This window comes from Streptomyces sp. AC555_RSS877 (assembly GCF_019049245.1).
Taxonomy (GTDB): Bacteria; Actinomycetota; Actinomycetes; order Streptomycetales; family Streptomycetaceae; genus Streptomyces.
This window is the reverse complement of sequence record NZ_JAGMUK010000181.1, coordinates 132,491-145,954: the sequence shown is the minus strand read 5'-3', so window position 1 is coordinate 145,954 and position 13,464 is coordinate 132,491. Positions and strand designations below refer to the sequence as shown.

The 13,464-nt window shown below is 70.0% G+C and carries 12 protein-coding genes and 2 pseudogenes; 8 read left to right on the top strand and 6 right to left on the bottom strand.

The features are described from left to right. Positions 1–75 precede the first annotated feature (75 nt). From KUM49_RS39165 to KUM49_RS39155, 3 genes are all read left to right on the top strand, one after another. Complete coding sequence (locus KUM49_RS39165) at positions 76–969, top strand: carbohydrate ABC transporter permease (RefSeq protein WP_254402477.1); 894 nt, start codon at positions 76–78, stop codon at positions 967–969. 65 nt (positions 970–1,034) lie between these two features. After that, positions 1,035–1,895 (top strand): carbohydrate ABC transporter permease, encoded by an 861-nt coding sequence (locus KUM49_RS39160; protein ID WP_217241731.1) that lies wholly within the window; start codon positions 1,035–1,037, stop codon positions 1,893–1,895. A gap of 5 nt (positions 1,896–1,900) precedes the next feature. Beyond that, the gene (locus KUM49_RS39155) at positions 1,901–3,301 is read left to right on the top strand and encodes a glycoside hydrolase family 32 protein (protein WP_217241730.1); all 1,401 of its coding nucleotides are present in this window, start codon (positions 1,901–1,903) and stop codon (positions 3,299–3,301) included. On the opposite strand, the gene KUM49_RS39150 is transcribed toward KUM49_RS39155, so the two are convergent. Beyond that, positions 3,264–4,328: a LacI family DNA-binding transcriptional regulator gene (locus KUM49_RS39150; RefSeq protein WP_217241700.1), complete on the bottom strand. Its 1,065-nt coding sequence runs from the start codon at positions 4,326–4,328 to the stop codon at positions 3,264–3,266. The genes KUM49_RS39155 and KUM49_RS39150 overlap by 38 nt on opposite strands. 991 nt (positions 4,329–5,319) lie before the next feature. Here KUM49_RS39150 and KUM49_RS39145 point away from each other — a divergent pair. After that, positions 5,320–5,664: pseudogene (locus KUM49_RS39145) on the top strand (PQQ-binding-like beta-propeller repeat protein); the annotation flags it as partial. A gap of 168 nt (positions 5,665–5,832) precedes the next feature. On the opposite strand, the gene KUM49_RS39140 reads toward KUM49_RS39145, so the two are convergent. The 4 genes from KUM49_RS39140 to KUM49_RS50030 form a co-directional block, all read right to left on the bottom strand. Then, positions 5,833–6,807: an NmrA family NAD(P)-binding protein gene (locus tag KUM49_RS39140; RefSeq protein WP_217241699.1), complete on the bottom strand. Its 975-nt coding sequence runs from the start codon at positions 6,805–6,807 to the stop codon at positions 5,833–5,835. A gap of 368 nt (positions 6,808–7,175) precedes the next feature. Then, the gene (locus KUM49_RS39135) at positions 7,176–7,877 is read right to left on the bottom strand and encodes an SDR family oxidoreductase (RefSeq protein ID WP_217241698.1); all 702 of its coding nucleotides are present in this window, start codon (positions 7,875–7,877) and stop codon (positions 7,176–7,178) included. Between the two features lie 577 nt (positions 7,878–8,454). Then, the gene (locus KUM49_RS39130) at positions 8,455–9,024 is read right to left on the bottom strand and encodes a TetR/AcrR family transcriptional regulator (protein ID WP_217241697.1); all 570 of its coding nucleotides are present in this window, start codon (positions 9,022–9,024) and stop codon (positions 8,455–8,457) included. Positions 9,025–9,200: 176 nt separating this feature from the next. Then, positions 9,201–9,329, bottom strand: a complete 129-nt coding sequence (locus KUM49_RS50030) for a hypothetical protein (RefSeq protein WP_302185555.1) — start codon at positions 9,327–9,329, stop codon at positions 9,201–9,203. Positions 9,330–9,584: 255 nt separating this feature from the next. On the opposite strand from KUM49_RS50030, the gene KUM49_RS39125 reads away from it, so the two are divergent. Both KUM49_RS39125 and KUM49_RS50910 read left to right on the top strand, forming a co-directional pair. Then, positions 9,585–10,418: a PIG-L family deacetylase gene (locus tag KUM49_RS39125; RefSeq protein WP_217241729.1), complete on the top strand. Its 834-nt coding sequence runs from the start codon at positions 9,585–9,587 to the stop codon at positions 10,416–10,418. 78 nt (positions 10,419–10,496) lie between these two features. Beyond that, positions 10,497–10,599, top strand: a pseudogene (locus KUM49_RS50910) (integrase); the annotation flags it as partial. A gap of 99 nt (positions 10,600–10,698) precedes the next feature. On the opposite strand, the gene KUM49_RS39120 reads toward KUM49_RS50910, so the two are convergent. Further along, on the bottom strand, positions 10,699–11,706 hold the full coding sequence (locus tag KUM49_RS39120; protein ID WP_217241696.1) for a MerR family transcriptional regulator: 1,008 nt from the start codon (positions 11,704–11,706) through the stop codon (positions 10,699–10,701). Between the two features lie 162 nt (positions 11,707–11,868). On the opposite strand from KUM49_RS39120, the gene KUM49_RS39115 reads away from it, so the two are divergent. Together KUM49_RS39115 and KUM49_RS39110 are read left to right on the top strand one after the other, a co-directional pair. Beyond that, entirely contained in the window at positions 11,869–12,474 is a 606-nt protein-coding gene (locus KUM49_RS39115; protein WP_217241695.1) for a sigma-70 family RNA polymerase sigma factor, read from the top strand. A 106-nt stretch (positions 12,475–12,580) separates the two neighbouring features. Beyond that, entirely contained in the window at positions 12,581–13,420 is an 840-nt protein-coding gene (locus KUM49_RS39110; RefSeq protein WP_217241694.1) for a DUF4397 domain-containing protein, read from the top strand. Positions 13,421–13,464: the final 44 nt, after the last annotated feature.

Below are 13,464 nucleotides of genomic sequence, written 5' to 3'. Positions count from 1 at the left end.
GGGCCGGAGCCCGCCCGCACCCGCAAGAGCCGCAGGAACCGCAGGACCGGTCGGACCCGTAAGGCATCCGGGTCCATGGCCGCCACCACCATCCGCACCCGGGGCACCCGCCTCCTCGCCGTACTGTTCCTCGCGCCCACCGTCGTCGGCATCGTCGTCTTCACGGTCGTACCGATCGTCGGCTCGGTCGTCCTCAGCCTCTTCCAGTGGGACGTGATCGACGACCCGCAGTGGGCCGGAGCGGCCAACTACCGGGAGATCCTGACCGATTCGACGGTCCTCGTCTCCTTCCGCAACACGCTCGTGTTCATGGTGCTCGCGGTCGCACTCCAGTTGCTGATCGCGCTCGTGCTGGCGATCGCGGTGAACGGCCGGATGCCCAAGTGGCTGCGGGCCGTGTTCCGTTCGGCGTTCTTCTTCCCGCTGGTGCTGTCCGCCGCGTCCATCTCGGTGGTGATGAAGTACCTGTTCAACCAGGACTTCGGCCCCGTGAACTGGCTCCTCGGCACGGCCGGGATCCCCTCGGTCCCCTGGCTGACCTCGGAGAACGGGGCGATGGCGGCCGTGGTCCTGGCGTACGTCTGGCAGCAGTTCGGCTTCTCGTTCCTGCTGTTCGTCGGCGGCCTGAACAACATCCCGAAAGAGGTGCACGAGGCGGCTTCGCTGGACGGCGCGAGCGGGGTGCGCAAACACCTCGCCATCACGCTGCCGCTGCTGTCGCCCACGCTGCTGGTGGCGTCCGTGGTCGGCATCATCAACGCCCTCCAGGTCTTCGAGCAGCCGTACGTCCTCACGGCGGGCGGTCCCGGCGACTCGACGCGCACGGTCGTGATGGTCATCTACGAGACGGCCTTCGAGCAGCTCCGCTTCGGCGAGGCGTCCGCCGTGGGCGTCCTGCTCTTCGCCCTGATCATGGCGGTCACCGCACTCCAGTTCCGGCTCAGCCGGCGTTACGTCCACTACCAGTGAGCCGGGTGAGTCAGATGAGCACGAGTTCCCTCTCGGGTTCGGTATCGGGTGCGGCGTCGGGTTCGATGCCGGGTCCCCGCACGAGCCCCACCGCGTCACGCGTACGGCACGGCCTGGCGCCCTGGGGCCGGATCGCAGGCCTGGCGCTGTGCGCCCTGTTGACGCTCGGCCCGGTCATCTGGACGGTGTCGACGTCACTGCGAACGCCGGCGGAGTCCTTCGACCTGCCGCCGAAGATCATCCCCACGGACCCCACCGTCGACGCCTACCGCGGGGTCTTCGACCAGATCGACGTCTGGCTGTACGCACTGAACTCCACCCTGGTGACCGCGCTGATCGCGGCCGGCCAGATGATCACCGCGGGCCTGGCGGGCTACGCCTTCGCCCGCGTCGAATTCCGCTTCAAGAAGCCGCTGTTCGCGCTGGTCCTGGCCACGATGATGGTGCCGTTGCAGGTCACGATGGTCCCGGTCTTCCTGGAACTGAAGACGATGGGTCTGACCGACACCCTGCTCGGCCTCATCGTCCCGGCCTTCCCGACGGCCTTCGGCACCTTCCTGATGCGCCAGTACTTCCTGGGCATGCCGAAGGACCTGGGCGAGGCGGCGATGATCGACGGCGCGGGTCCGTGGCGCGTCTTCCGGTCGGTGTACGCCCCCTTGGCGGCCCCCGGTCTCGCCATCGTCGGCGTGCTGGCCTTCAACTACCACTGGAACGAGTTCTTCCGGCCGCTGATCCTCGAAACCTCCACCGAGAACCTCACGCTGCCCCTGGGCCTGGTCTCCCTCCAGGGCAACCTCGGCACCGGCTCGATCTCCGTCGTCCTCGCCGGAGTCGTCCTCTCCATGATCCCTGCCGTCGCCGTGTTCGTCGTCGGCCAGCGCCCTCTGCGCGAGGGCATCACATCCGCAGGAGTCAATCGTTGAGTTCCGTGAGCCGGTCGACCGACGCCAACAGCCCTCGTTTCAGGGTCCGCCCGCCGGCCAACTGGATGAACGACCCGAACGGCCCGTTCCGTTGGGGCGATCGATACCACCTCTTCTACCAGCACAATCCCGACGCCCCCGTGCACACGAATGTTCACTGGGGCCACGCCTCCAGCCGCGACCTCGCCCACTGGGACGACCACGGGATCGCCCTGCGCCCCACGCCCGACGGCCCGGACGAGGCGGGCTGCTGGTCCGGCTGCGTGGTGGACGACGGTGGTGTACCGACAGCGGTGTACTCCGGGATCGACCACGACCACCAGGGCCTGAGCGCGATCTGTCTCGCCGTGACCGAGGACGACGGCCTCCAGAAGTGGAAGCAACTGCCGGTGCCGGTGGTCGCCGGCCCACCACCCGGCCTGGACGTGACGATGTTCCGGGACCCTTTCGTCTTCCGCTTCGCCGGACGCCGCTGGGCGCTGATGGGCGCCGGCCACGCCGACGGCACCCCGTCCGTCCTGGTGTACGACTGTGAGGACCTGTACGACTGGCGGTTCGCCGGGGTCCTGCTGGACGGCCGGGACCCGGCGGCGGCCCGCGCCTTCGGCAGGCGGGCGATCGGCTGGGAGTGCCCGCAGTTGTGGGCGACCCCCGGGGGCGACTGGGTGCTGGCGGTGGCCCTGTGGGACGGCGACCCGCTGAGCACCGCGTACGTCACGGGCCGTCTGGTGGAGCGGGCGGACGGTGGACCTAGGTTCGCGGCCGGTAGGGGCGGCGGCCCGCTGGACCTCGGCCGTGACTTCTACGCCCCCTCCGTCCTCCAGGACACGGAGTCCGGCCGCGCCCTGCTCTGGGGCTGGTCCTGGGAGTCACGCCCTCCCGAGGAGGTGGACCGCGCGGGCTGGTCCGGCGTCCTCACGGCACCCCGGGTGATGGACACCCACGAGGACGGCACGCTACGGGTCGTACCGGCTCCGGAGCTCGAACTACTGCGAGCGGCCGTCCCGTTCACGGCCGCACCAGGACCACACCGGCCACTCCCCCTCGCGTACGACCTGCTGGTGACTGCCCGTTCAGCGGCGACCGTGAGTCTGCTGCGGGCCACGTCCGGGGCCGAACTGACCCTGCGACTCGACCCGGCGTCCGGCAAGGTGACCCTGGACCGCACGGCCTGGCCACACTCCCGCCCGGACGGCACGGCCGCCCTGGTCCTGCCGACCCCGCCGGGCGAGACCCTCACCGTACGGATCCTCGTGGACGGCTCCCTGCTGGAACTGTTCGCGGGCGACCGGGCGACGGCCACGGAACGGGTGTACCGACGGGACGACGACATCGCGGAGCTGACCGTGACGGGGACGGACGTCGAGATCACGGGCTGGGAGCTGGTCCCACCGAACCCCGCGTGACGACGGGGCACTCCAGCCGCCGGGTGGTGACCGGCGGCACGGTCCCGCTGTCGATGGCGTCCAGGAGCAGGCGGACGGCCGTCTCTCCCATCGCGCGATGGGGCAGAGCGACCGTGGTGAGGGGCGGACTGAGGAAAGCCGCCATGTGTTCCTGATCGTCATAGCCGACGACGGACAGCTCGGCGGGCACGTCGAGGCCCAGGCGCGCGGCGGCGTGGAGGACGCCCGCGGCGACCCGGTCGTTGTAACAGACGATCCCCGTGGGCCGCCGGTGGGCGGGAACACCGTCCAGCAGGCGCAGCGCGCCCTGGTACCCGGCGGCGATCTCCCCTCCCGTCCGCATGATCCAGTCCTTCTCGGCGGTCAGCCCCACCGTCCGCAGCGCGTCCCGGAAGCCGCGCAGCCGTTCCGCGGTCGCGATGTCGTCCAGACCGCCCACCAGGGCGACACGGCGGTGGCCCGCGTCGAGAAGGACGCGGGCGGCGCTGCGGCCACCGGCCCGCTCGGCGGGGATGACGGCCGGGAGGGAGCCGTCCTCGGGGAGGCAGTTGGCGAACACGGCAAACGTGCGGTGCAGCCCTTCCGGGACTCGGGCGCGGCGCAACGACAGCGCGGCGTAGATGATCCCGTCGACCCTCCGGTCGAGCAGTTCGGCGACGGCCGCGTCCTCGGCGACCGGGTCCTGCCCGGAGTCGACGGTGAGCACCAGGTGCTCACTGCTCCACGCCATGTCCATGGCCCCGCGCAGCAGCCGCCCGGCGAACGGCGAGGTGGCGATCTCGTCCGTGACCAGACCGATCACGGCGGTACGACTCCGGCGCAGGCCACGGGCGACCGCGTTCGGCCGGTAGCCGAGCTGTTCGGCCGCCTTGCGGATCTTCTCCTGCGTCTCGGCGGAGAGGTTGCCCTGGGCACGCCCGTTGAAGACGAAGGACACGGCCGTGTGCGACACCCCGGCAAGCCGGGCAACATCCCGCGAGGTCGCCCGCTCAGCCCCGCCACCCCGCGTCTTCTCGACCCCGCCCATGCCTCGTCCCCACCGACTTCGCCTGATCAGGCAGAGCCTACCCGCGGGAGATGTCGCAAAGCCCGCCGCCGCAGTCGGGTGTGCGGGCGCCGATGACCAGGAGTACGTACGGCAGCCTGGGGTGAGGGTTCGTGGTCCGGTCGTCGACGACGGGCTATGTGTGTTCGGCTGGTGTGGTCGGAAGTGGTCGGGATATGGCCGTGATCAGACGGTTGCGGCGCAATATGTGCACGGGAACCCGGGTGGTGCGGGGGTGTGTGAGGGTGGAGCACCAGCCTGGACCGGCGATCTGTTGTCCACGACTGGGTGGCGGTGTTGCCGCAGCTGAGCGGGGTGGTACGGGGTGGACGTGCCTGGACGGGCACCGGTGAAGGGGTGTGTGCATGCCCGGCGGGGGCCAGACAAGGGTTCGGGGAGGGCGGCGTAACGGGCCGCTTGCGGGTCGGAGCCCGGAGGGCGATGCGCTGGCTGCCTGGCTTCGGGAGATCACCGCGGGCAGGACGCTGAACGAGCTGGTCGCCGAGTTCGGCACCTACAAGCGCGCCACGTGGGGAGAGTTCCGCAACGGTCACAAGCCCATCCCCCTGGGCCTGTTGCGCACCGTGGTCACCACATTGATCACCGAGCCCCGGCGTCAGGGGGTGGAGCGGAAACGGGTAGGTGCCCTGCACCGTGCTGCCGCGGCAGCTGCGGCCGCGCAGAACCGTGCCTCTGCGGACGGTGCAACGCTGCCGGTGCGGGAACTTCAGCTGCGGGACCTGCAACTGCGGCTGGATGAGGCCCGCCGCGGCCACATCGAAGTCCAGCAGGTGCGTCTGGACAACAAAGACACGATCCGGGTCCTCGAAGCAACGATCATCTCGCTGGAGGACCGCTGCGCACAGCTGGAGACCGAGCGTGACCGTGCGCTGCGCCAGGCCCGCTCGGTCGCGGCGGCGGAACGGGATCTGGAAGCCTTCGGCAAGGTACTGGCGCGCACCAGGACACCGGCGAAACCCGTTGGTCCGCGGCCGCCGGACGCAGCACCTCATCACCCGTCCCGGACCAGTCGCAGGTCTACGTCGCCGGCGCCGACGGGCGCCTCTACGCCTTCGATGTGGCCACCGGTGCCCGCGACTGGTCAGCACCGGCCGGTGGCCACATCACCACCGAACCCCGCGTCTCGGGCAGCAGCGTCTACGTCGGCGCCCAGGACGGACGGGTGTACGCCCTCAACCGCACCACCGGCGAGAGGCGCGGGAGTGCATCAGCCGGCGGGGGCGCCGTCGAGGCCCTCCACACTTCCGGCGGACGCGTGACCACCCTCACCGAGCAGAACACCGCTCGACACCGGTAGCCCATCCCCGCCGGCCGTGCAGGCAGAGAAAGCGCGGCCGCGAGCGCCGCAAGGGGTGGCGGACGGAGCAGATCGATGAGGGACGGTCCGTCAGACGGAGTAGACGGGAGTGACGTTCATCTGCCCCGCCCCACAACAGACCATCCTCCTCGACCTGGCATCCCTCTCTCAGGCAGACGCCAGCTTCCGGATGCGCGGATGGTTCTCCAACGCCCACCGCACGGTCTTCGGCGGGCGTCCGAGCAGGGTTTCCAGTTGGTCGGTGGCTCCGCGGTATCCGCCGCCGCCCATCAGCCGGGTCAGGGTCTTCAGGTGCTCCGCGGTGTGCGGGAACGCGGCCAGGGCGGTGTCCACGTAGGTCTCGTTCCAGGTTTCGACGTCCTCGGGAACGTACGTGACCTCGCGTCCCAGAACGGCCGCGTAGTCCTCCGCGAAGCCGTGCATGTCCTTCAGCTCCGGGCCGTTGAGGTCGTAGGACTTCGAGATGTGCTGCTCCGGGGCGGCCAGGATCTTCAGGCACAGCTCCGCCACGTCGTATCCCGCGATGGGAGCGAGCTTGTGGTGGCCGAAGGGCAGGCGCAGTTCACCGTTGCCCAGCGGCTGCAGCGCCAGCCAGGTCATCAGGGGGTTCTCGACGAACATGGCCGCCCGTATGTTGACGGTCGGCAGGCCGGACCACTCCAGCACCTGCTCGGCGACCCAGTGGGCCCGTTGCTGCGGCGACCAGTCGGCGACGAGTCCGCCGAGCCACGCACGCCGTTCTTCCTCGGGAGCGGTCATCTTCTCGAACGTCATGAACGACTGCTCGTACTCGGAGATGTTGACGAAGACCTCGATGCCGCCCTGGGCCCGCGCCGCCGCGGCCATCAGGCTGACGGCGTCGGTGTAGTACGGCGACAGACTCATACTGAAGTAGATGCGGCGGACGCCCCTCAACGCGGCACTCACGTCGGCGATGGTGAGCAGGTCACCGACGAAGACCTCGGCCCCGGCCTGGCGGAGCGAGTGGGCGCGTTCGTCGTCCTGGCGCACGAACGCGCGCACCAGGTGCCCTTGTTCAAGCAGCATGTCGACCATCGTTCGGCTCACACCACCGATTTCGCCGGCGGCACCGGTGATCAGGATGGGATTGCGCTCTGGCATCAAGGTGTCCTCTGTCTGGTGGTGGGGGGAGTCAGCTGTTGGGAAAGCCACGAGGCGGATGCCGCATAGCGTCATCGGGACGCGGAGCCGTCGATACGGGTGAGGAAGTCGAGGAGTGCGGAGTGGGCCCTCGGCGGGACGCTCCTGCTGTGTCCAGTGGCCGTATCCCGGCAGAACCACCGGGCCGTGCAGTTGAGGCGCGACGGCCGCCAACGAATTCTCCGACCCCACCGCGCGAACCTTCTCCGGCAGAACCAGCGGCCCCTGCCCCTGCTCGGCGATGTACATCCGGACACCGTCCACGTCCACGAAGCGGTGGGTGACGGACTGTCCACGCCGATCCCCTCGCCGTGCGCGAGTGCGTGCTACTACTTCGCCAGCTGGGCGTACATGGCCTCCAGGTCGGAGGAGAGCTGGGACTTGACCCAGCGGGTGGTGTCGTCGGCCAGCACCTCGTGCGCCCCTGCCTCGATGCCGTCCAGTGCGGCCACGGCGATGTCGCGGGGGTCCGCCTTGGGTGCGTCGACGCCCGAGGTCATGTCGGTGTCCACGTAGGCCATGTGGAGTCCGGTCACCGCGATGCCGCGCGGCTGCAACTCCAGGCGCAGGGAGTTGGTCTGCGACCACAGGGCGGCCTTGGAGGCGCCGTAGGGCGTGCCGTCGGCCAGCCAGGACAGGGCGGAGTGGGCGTTGAGGATGTGGCCCCCGCCGTTGCGCTCGATGATCGGCACGAAGGCCCGGGTGACCAGCAGCGGCCCGTAGAAGTTGGTCTCCAGATCCCGGCGCACGTCCTGCATCGGGGACGTGAGGTACGAAGCGCGGACGGAGGCCCCGGCGTTGTTGATCAGGATGGTGACGTCCTGGGCCTGCTCGGCGGCCGCTGCCACGGATGCCGGGTCAGTGGCCTCGAGCGCCAGCGGAACGGCATCGGGGTGGGTCACCGCGCGCGGGTCACGGGCCGTGGCGTAGACCTTGCCGGCGCCGCGCGCGTAGAGCTCCTCTACCAGCACCTTGCCGATGCCCCGGCTGCCTCCGGTGACGAAGATGTTGGCGCCCTTGATCGCTGTCATGACTGTCTCCAGAGAATGAGAAACCGATCGGTTTCATCCACCGTAAACCGATCGGTTTTGTCATGCAAGTCGGTGAGTGGCGGATGACTACGGCGCGCGGTGTCGAGGTGGCGTCGGGCGTGATCGACGTAACCCTGCCGGACGTCAGGCGGAGTTCACCGGAGCGACTTGAGGAGTGGCGCGCCGTACGGCTCGGTGTCACCGACGCGCCCGACGGTCGGCGACCAAGGGCGGCCGACTGCCGGCGGCGCAAGGACCTGGGACCCAGTCGCCGGTGCGTGGGAGGGAAATCCATGTCAGCCGTGTGGATCTCGGACGCGTCTTGACGTCGCCGACCAAGTACTGCCAGTTGGCGTGGGTCCACGGGCCCATGATCAGCGTGGCGGAGCAGCCGGCCCGGCGCATGGCGGTGAAGTTGTCGAGCGTGCCCTGGCCGGGGAACGTCACTCCGCCGAGGGGGGTGACAGGCGAGGTGTCGCGACCTGCGCCGACCACGTCGAACCCGCTGTGACCAGTGCGAGCGCAGTTTCCTTCCCGATGCCGGACGACGGACCTGTCTGCTCGAAGACGGGGCGCGTCAGCGCATGCCCGCCGCATCAAGCAGGGCGGCCACAGTGGGGGCGACGAGCCCGGTCAGATTGTCGGCCTGAATGCCCGCGCGGGCGCTGGCGCCGTCGAAGACCAGGATGAGCTGGCGGGCCAGCAGGTCGGGATCGCTCGCGCCACCCTGTTCGGCCTCAGAACGGAAAAAGGCCGTCAGGTTCGCTTTGATCCGGTGGGCCACCCGGCTCGCGGGGTGGGTCTGATTCTTGAGCTCGATCTGCACAGCCAGGTACCGGCAGCCCCCGAACTCGGGGACACCCGCCTGCGACTCCAACCTCTCGAAGACCTGCAGGATCCGCTCGCGGGGTGAGCGGCCATCATCCGCCGCCGGCAGTAGCCCGGCCACGAAGTCAGCGGCGCGCTCCTCCAGGCTCGCCGCCAGCAGCTCATCCTTACTCTCGAACAGCTGATACATGGAGCGCTTGGACACCCCCGCCGCCTTGCACAGCGCCTCGACGCCGATGCCGACGCCGTCTCGGTAGGTGAGCGTGGCCGCCGCCTCCAGCAGCCGCTCTCTGGGACTTGGCTTCACGTCGGTGGTCATACCGCGAGGTTAACTCGAATCGGACGAAATAGAAACCGATCGGTTTCCCACGGTGCCGGGAAGACGTCTGGCGCCGTGCGGACGCTTGAAGCCCACGCAGAGGTTCGGCGACGGCCCTGGCTGGAGAGGCGGTCGCCGAGCCATGACGCTGTGCGCGCCGGATGAGCCGCGTTCCGCTAGGCCGCGGCCACGATCATGGTCTCGGTCTCGGTCTCGGTCTCGGTCTCGGTCTCGGTCTCGGTCTCGGTCTCGGTCTCGGTCTCGGTCTCGGTCTTCGCCGGATTCGTCCTCGACGCCCCGCCCATGATCAAAGACCTTCACCGTGACCGGTAGCGGCCGACCGGGTCCCATGGACCTGCTGCGCGAGGGCTGCACCGTCCGCCTTCGGCCATCCGACGATCGACGGATGGCGATCGACGGGCGGCGAGACCCTCAGGCAGTTCCTGCGTGGTAGCCGTAGGGCGGTTGCCCGGGCTCGCCCTTCCGCGGGCTGCGGGCGGTCAGACACCGCTGTGCCGCAGACTGGCACTGATCGCTTGACGCCCCAGGAGATGGATCTTATGACTGACCGGCCTTTGACGCTGATGGCAGTGCACGCCCACCCGGACGACGAGGCCACGGGAACAGGGGGTGTCCTGGCCCGTTATGCGGCGGAGGGCATCCGCACAGTGCTCGTCACGTGTACCGACGGTAGCTGCGGTGACGGCCCGGGGGGTGCCAAGCCGGGCGACCCCGGGCATGATCCGGCTGCCGTTGCCGCGATACGTCGAGGCGAGCTCGAGGCGAGCTGTGACGTCCTGGGGGTCGGTCATCTCGAGCTGCTCGGGTACGCCGACTCCGGGATGATGGGCTGGCCGGCCAACACCGCGCCCGGGTCGTTCTGGAGTACACCCGTGGATGAGGCAGCCGCTCGGTTGGCCGAGCTGATGTTGCGCTACCAGCCTGATGTCGTCGTGACCTACGACGAGTACGGGTTCTACGGCCACCCCGATCACATCCAGGCGAACCGGATCACGATGGCAGCACTGTCGCTGACCGGGATGGCGTCGAAGGTGTACTGGACGACGGCGCCGCGCTCGATGATGAAGGAGTTCGGGCAGATCATGCGGGAGTTCGGCGCGGACTGGGAGGAGCCGGATCCGTCCGAGGCCGCAGAAGGGCCGGAAATCGGCCTGCCCGAGGAGGAGATCACCACGTGGGTGGACACGACTGAGTTCGGCAGCCAGAAGTTCGACGCGCTCGCCGCGCATGCCAGCCAGGGTGAGAACATCTTCTTCCTGCGGATGGGCAAGGAGCGGTTCACGCAGCTCATGGGCGTGGAGACGTTCGTCAGGGTCCACGACACCACCGGCGCGCCCCTGCCCGAGAACGACCTCTTCGCCGGCCTGCGCTGAGCTCCGGCCGGCGGCCGTCCCTCGGACACGCGGAGAACCGGAGCCTGCACCCGCTGCGCCCCGAGCCGTCTCCCAGGAGACGGCTCCTGGCCGCATCCCGGCAAGGTCACCGACCTCTTCGAGCGGTTCGCCATTGCCTCCGGTCTCCCGCCCGCACGGCCTCCGTCACGGCGCGGCTACACCAGCCCGGTCGTGGCGATCGCGGTCCGGTACGGACGGCAGCGACGCCCTGCCCTCGATCGCAGAGGCACCGACGGCTTCCTCTCCCTGCCCCACCACATCACCTGAGCGCGACGGACTCCACCGCCGTGACGGCCTGTGCCAGTCCGGGCGGATGCGGGGACCCCGGCACGGTCTGCCCGGCCCAGCCGGGCCCGAGCGTCAGGACGACCGGCTTCCTGCGGGCACCCCGCACACCCCATTCGATCGCGGCGACGTGCTGAGCCAGTGGCCGGCTCGCGGTGGTGCGCGACTGCGCCCACAGCCCCACCGCGACCGGACCGGTCCTGCGTACCGCGGCCACGAGTGACTCGACGGGCAGCGCGCCACCGAACATGCGTACAGGGAGGCCGCGTTCGGCCAGGGCGGCGGCCAGGACCTCCAACGGCAGCGTGTGGTTCTCCGCCGGCACACAGGCGAGGACCGTCGTGGCGCCGCGCCGGTCGGCGACCGCGGGCGGGGTGTGGCGCCGCAGCACGCCGGACACGTGCCAGGACAGGAAGTGCTCGACCTCGACGTACCTCTCGCCCGAGCTCTCCCACTTGCGGCCGACCGCCTGCAGAGTCGGCATGATCACCTCCGACCACGCCGCGACCAGGCCGTGTTCCTCGATCGCGGCGTTCAGCAACCCGTCGAGCGCGGGGGCGTCGAGACGCAGGGCCGCTCGGGCGACCCCCTTGCACTCCTGACGCACGTCGCCCAGGCGAAGACCGGTGACGGCCCGGCTCCGGCCGCCGGCCGCCGGCCGCGGGGACCGAACGGGACCCACGGAACCCGCCTGGGGCGTGGGCGCCTCCGGACCCACCCCTCCGAGCGCCATGCGGGCGGCCTCGGCGGGCGCCAACCCGGTCGCCGTCAGCGCGCACATCCGCTCCAGCCGCGCCACGTCCACGGCGGTCCAGCGGCGATGCCGACCACCGGTGTGGGCCGTGGGGCCGAGACCGTAGCGGCTGTCCCATGAACGAACCGTGGTCGGTGCCACCCCCAGACGCCTCGCCACCTCACCCGTGGTCAGCCCGCCACCACGCGGCGCATCCTCGTGATCACCGTCGTCTCTCTCCAGGCTCATGCCCTCCATCGTACGACGCACAATCGACGCATGTTGTGCGCGTCGTTTCCGCTCCCAACACTGACAGGCAGGCGCTCGGTCGCTACGGCGCCCGCCGACCGGACCGGTTCGGCAGGCAGCCTCCCGGCCCCCGCACGGACGCACGGCAGGAGGAACAAGCCCATGACCACGAACACGCGATCCACCGGTGCCCGCTCCCCGGCGGACGAGACGCCGTGCGAGGAGGAACTGGCCCGGGGCCTGTGTGCGGCGGACGAGATCGCGTTCGCGGCCGTCTACCGGCGCTGGGGCTCACTCGTCCACACCATGGCCACCCGTTCGCTCGGCGACTCCCATGAGGCCGAGGACGTGACCCAGCAGGTGTTCCTCGGCGCCTGGCGCGGACGGGACGGCTACCGTCCGGAGCGGGGACCGCTCGGCGCCTGGCTGGTCGGCATCACGCGCCGGAAGATCATCGACGCACTGTCAGCCAGGACGAGGCGTCTCACGCTGATCGATTCGATGGCGTCCGACGCCGACGTGCACGGCCACGAGGTGGGCGCGCCGGACGACGTCCTGGACCGGGTGCTCCTGGTCGATGCCCTGTCCCGGCTGCCGCGCCACCAACGCGAGGTGCTGTGCATGGCGTTCTACGAGGACCTGACCCAGGCCCAGATCGCCGAGCAGACCGGTATCCCCCTGGGCACCGTGAAGAGCCACACCCGGCGTGGCCTGCACCGGCTGCGTGAGGGGATCGAGCAAGGCCGCGTCCGCGAGATCGCCGCGTAGGCGAGCACCGGAATCCGCCGCCGCGCGCATCCAGGGCGGTGCCCGCGCGAGAAACAGCTACGAGACTCCGCAACCGGCGGAACCTCTCACCGAAGGGATGATCCACATGACCTTCCGGGCCCCCCTCATCCTCGCCGCCTCGGCGGGCGCATGCGCCCTGACTCTCGGCATCACCGCCCCCGTCATGGCGGCCCCCGCCGCCGCGACGGACGACTCGGCGATGGTGTCCGTCTTCCACGGCGTCCCCGGACTGACCGTCGACGTCTACGCCAACGGCAACGAACTGCTCAGCGACTTCAAGCCCGGCACCGTGACCGACCCGCAGTCCCTCGACGCCGGCACCTACGACATCCAGGTCTTCGAAGCGGGGCAGAGCCCCGACGGCACACCGGCCATCGAGAAGAAGATCGAGGTGCCGGCCGGAGCGAACGCCACGATCGCGGCCCACCTCTCCGCCGACGGCAAGCCTCAGCTGACGGCCTTCGTCAACGACACCTCCCAGATCGCCGCCGGCGACGCCCGGCTGACCGTACGTCATGTCGCCGCCGCCCCGGCCGTGGATGTCCGAGCGGGTGGACAGCCGGTCTTCAAGGGACTGGAGAATCCGAAGCAGGACACCACTGTCGTCGACGCCGGCACCGTCTCGGCCGATGTCGTGCTCGCCGGCACGAACACCGTAGCGATCGGTCCGGCCGACCTGAACCTCAAGGAGGGCACCAGCAACATCGTCTACGCCTGGGGCAGCGCGGCCGACAAGAATCTCGCGCTTGCGACACAGACGCTCAGCGGCATGGAATCCACGCCGAACGCCGTCCACGCGGGCGGCAACGGCGCCGCCGTGAATGCGAACTCCTCCGACCAGTGGCTGGGTTGGGCGGCCGCGACCGGGGGGGTCGCCCTGGCGGGCGTCCTGGTGACCCGCCGGGCCGCAAGCCGGCGTGGGTGACACGACACGACGGCTCACCGGCCTCACAGTGGCGACCGCCGCCC

Excerpts from the sequence above, each read along its gene's own strand:
- KUM49_RS39125 (WP_217241729.1), top strand. The coding sequence starts at position 9,585 with ATGACTGACCGGCCTTTGACGCTGATGGCAGTGCACGCCCACCCGGAC.
- KUM49_RS39165 (WP_254402477.1), top strand. The coding sequence starts at position 76 with ATGGCCGCCACCACCATCCGCACCCGGGGCACCCGCCTCCTCGCCGTA.
- KUM49_RS39150 (WP_217241700.1), bottom strand. The coding sequence starts at position 4,328 with ATGGGCGGGGTCGAGAAGACGCGGGGTGGCGGGGCTGAGCGGGCGACC.
- KUM49_RS39140 (WP_217241699.1), bottom strand. The coding sequence starts at position 6,807 with ATGCCAGAGCGCAATCCCATCCTGATCACCGGTGCCGCCGGCGAAATC.
- KUM49_RS39130 (WP_217241697.1), bottom strand. The coding sequence starts at position 9,024 with ATGACCACCGACGTGAAGCCAAGTCCCAGAGAGCGGCTGCTGGAGGCG.
- KUM49_RS39135 (WP_217241698.1), bottom strand. The coding sequence starts at position 7,877 with ATGACAGCGATCAAGGGCGCCAACATCTTCGTCACCGGAGGCAGCCGG.
- KUM49_RS39160 (WP_217241731.1), top strand. The coding sequence starts at position 1,035 with ATGCCGGGTCCCCGCACGAGCCCCACCGCGTCACGCGTACGGCACGGC.
- KUM49_RS39110 (WP_217241694.1), top strand. The coding sequence starts at position 12,581 with ATGACCTTCCGGGCCCCCCTCATCCTCGCCGCCTCGGCGGGCGCATGC.
- KUM49_RS39115 (WP_217241695.1), top strand. The coding sequence starts at position 11,869 with ATGACCACGAACACGCGATCCACCGGTGCCCGCTCCCCGGCGGACGAG.
- KUM49_RS50030 (WP_302185555.1), bottom strand. The coding sequence starts at position 9,329 with ATGGGCGGGGCGTCGAGGACGAATCCGGCGAAGACCGAGACCGAGACC.
- KUM49_RS39120 (WP_217241696.1), bottom strand. The coding sequence starts at position 11,706 with ATGAGCCTGGAGAGAGACGACGGTGATCACGAGGATGCGCCGCGTGGT.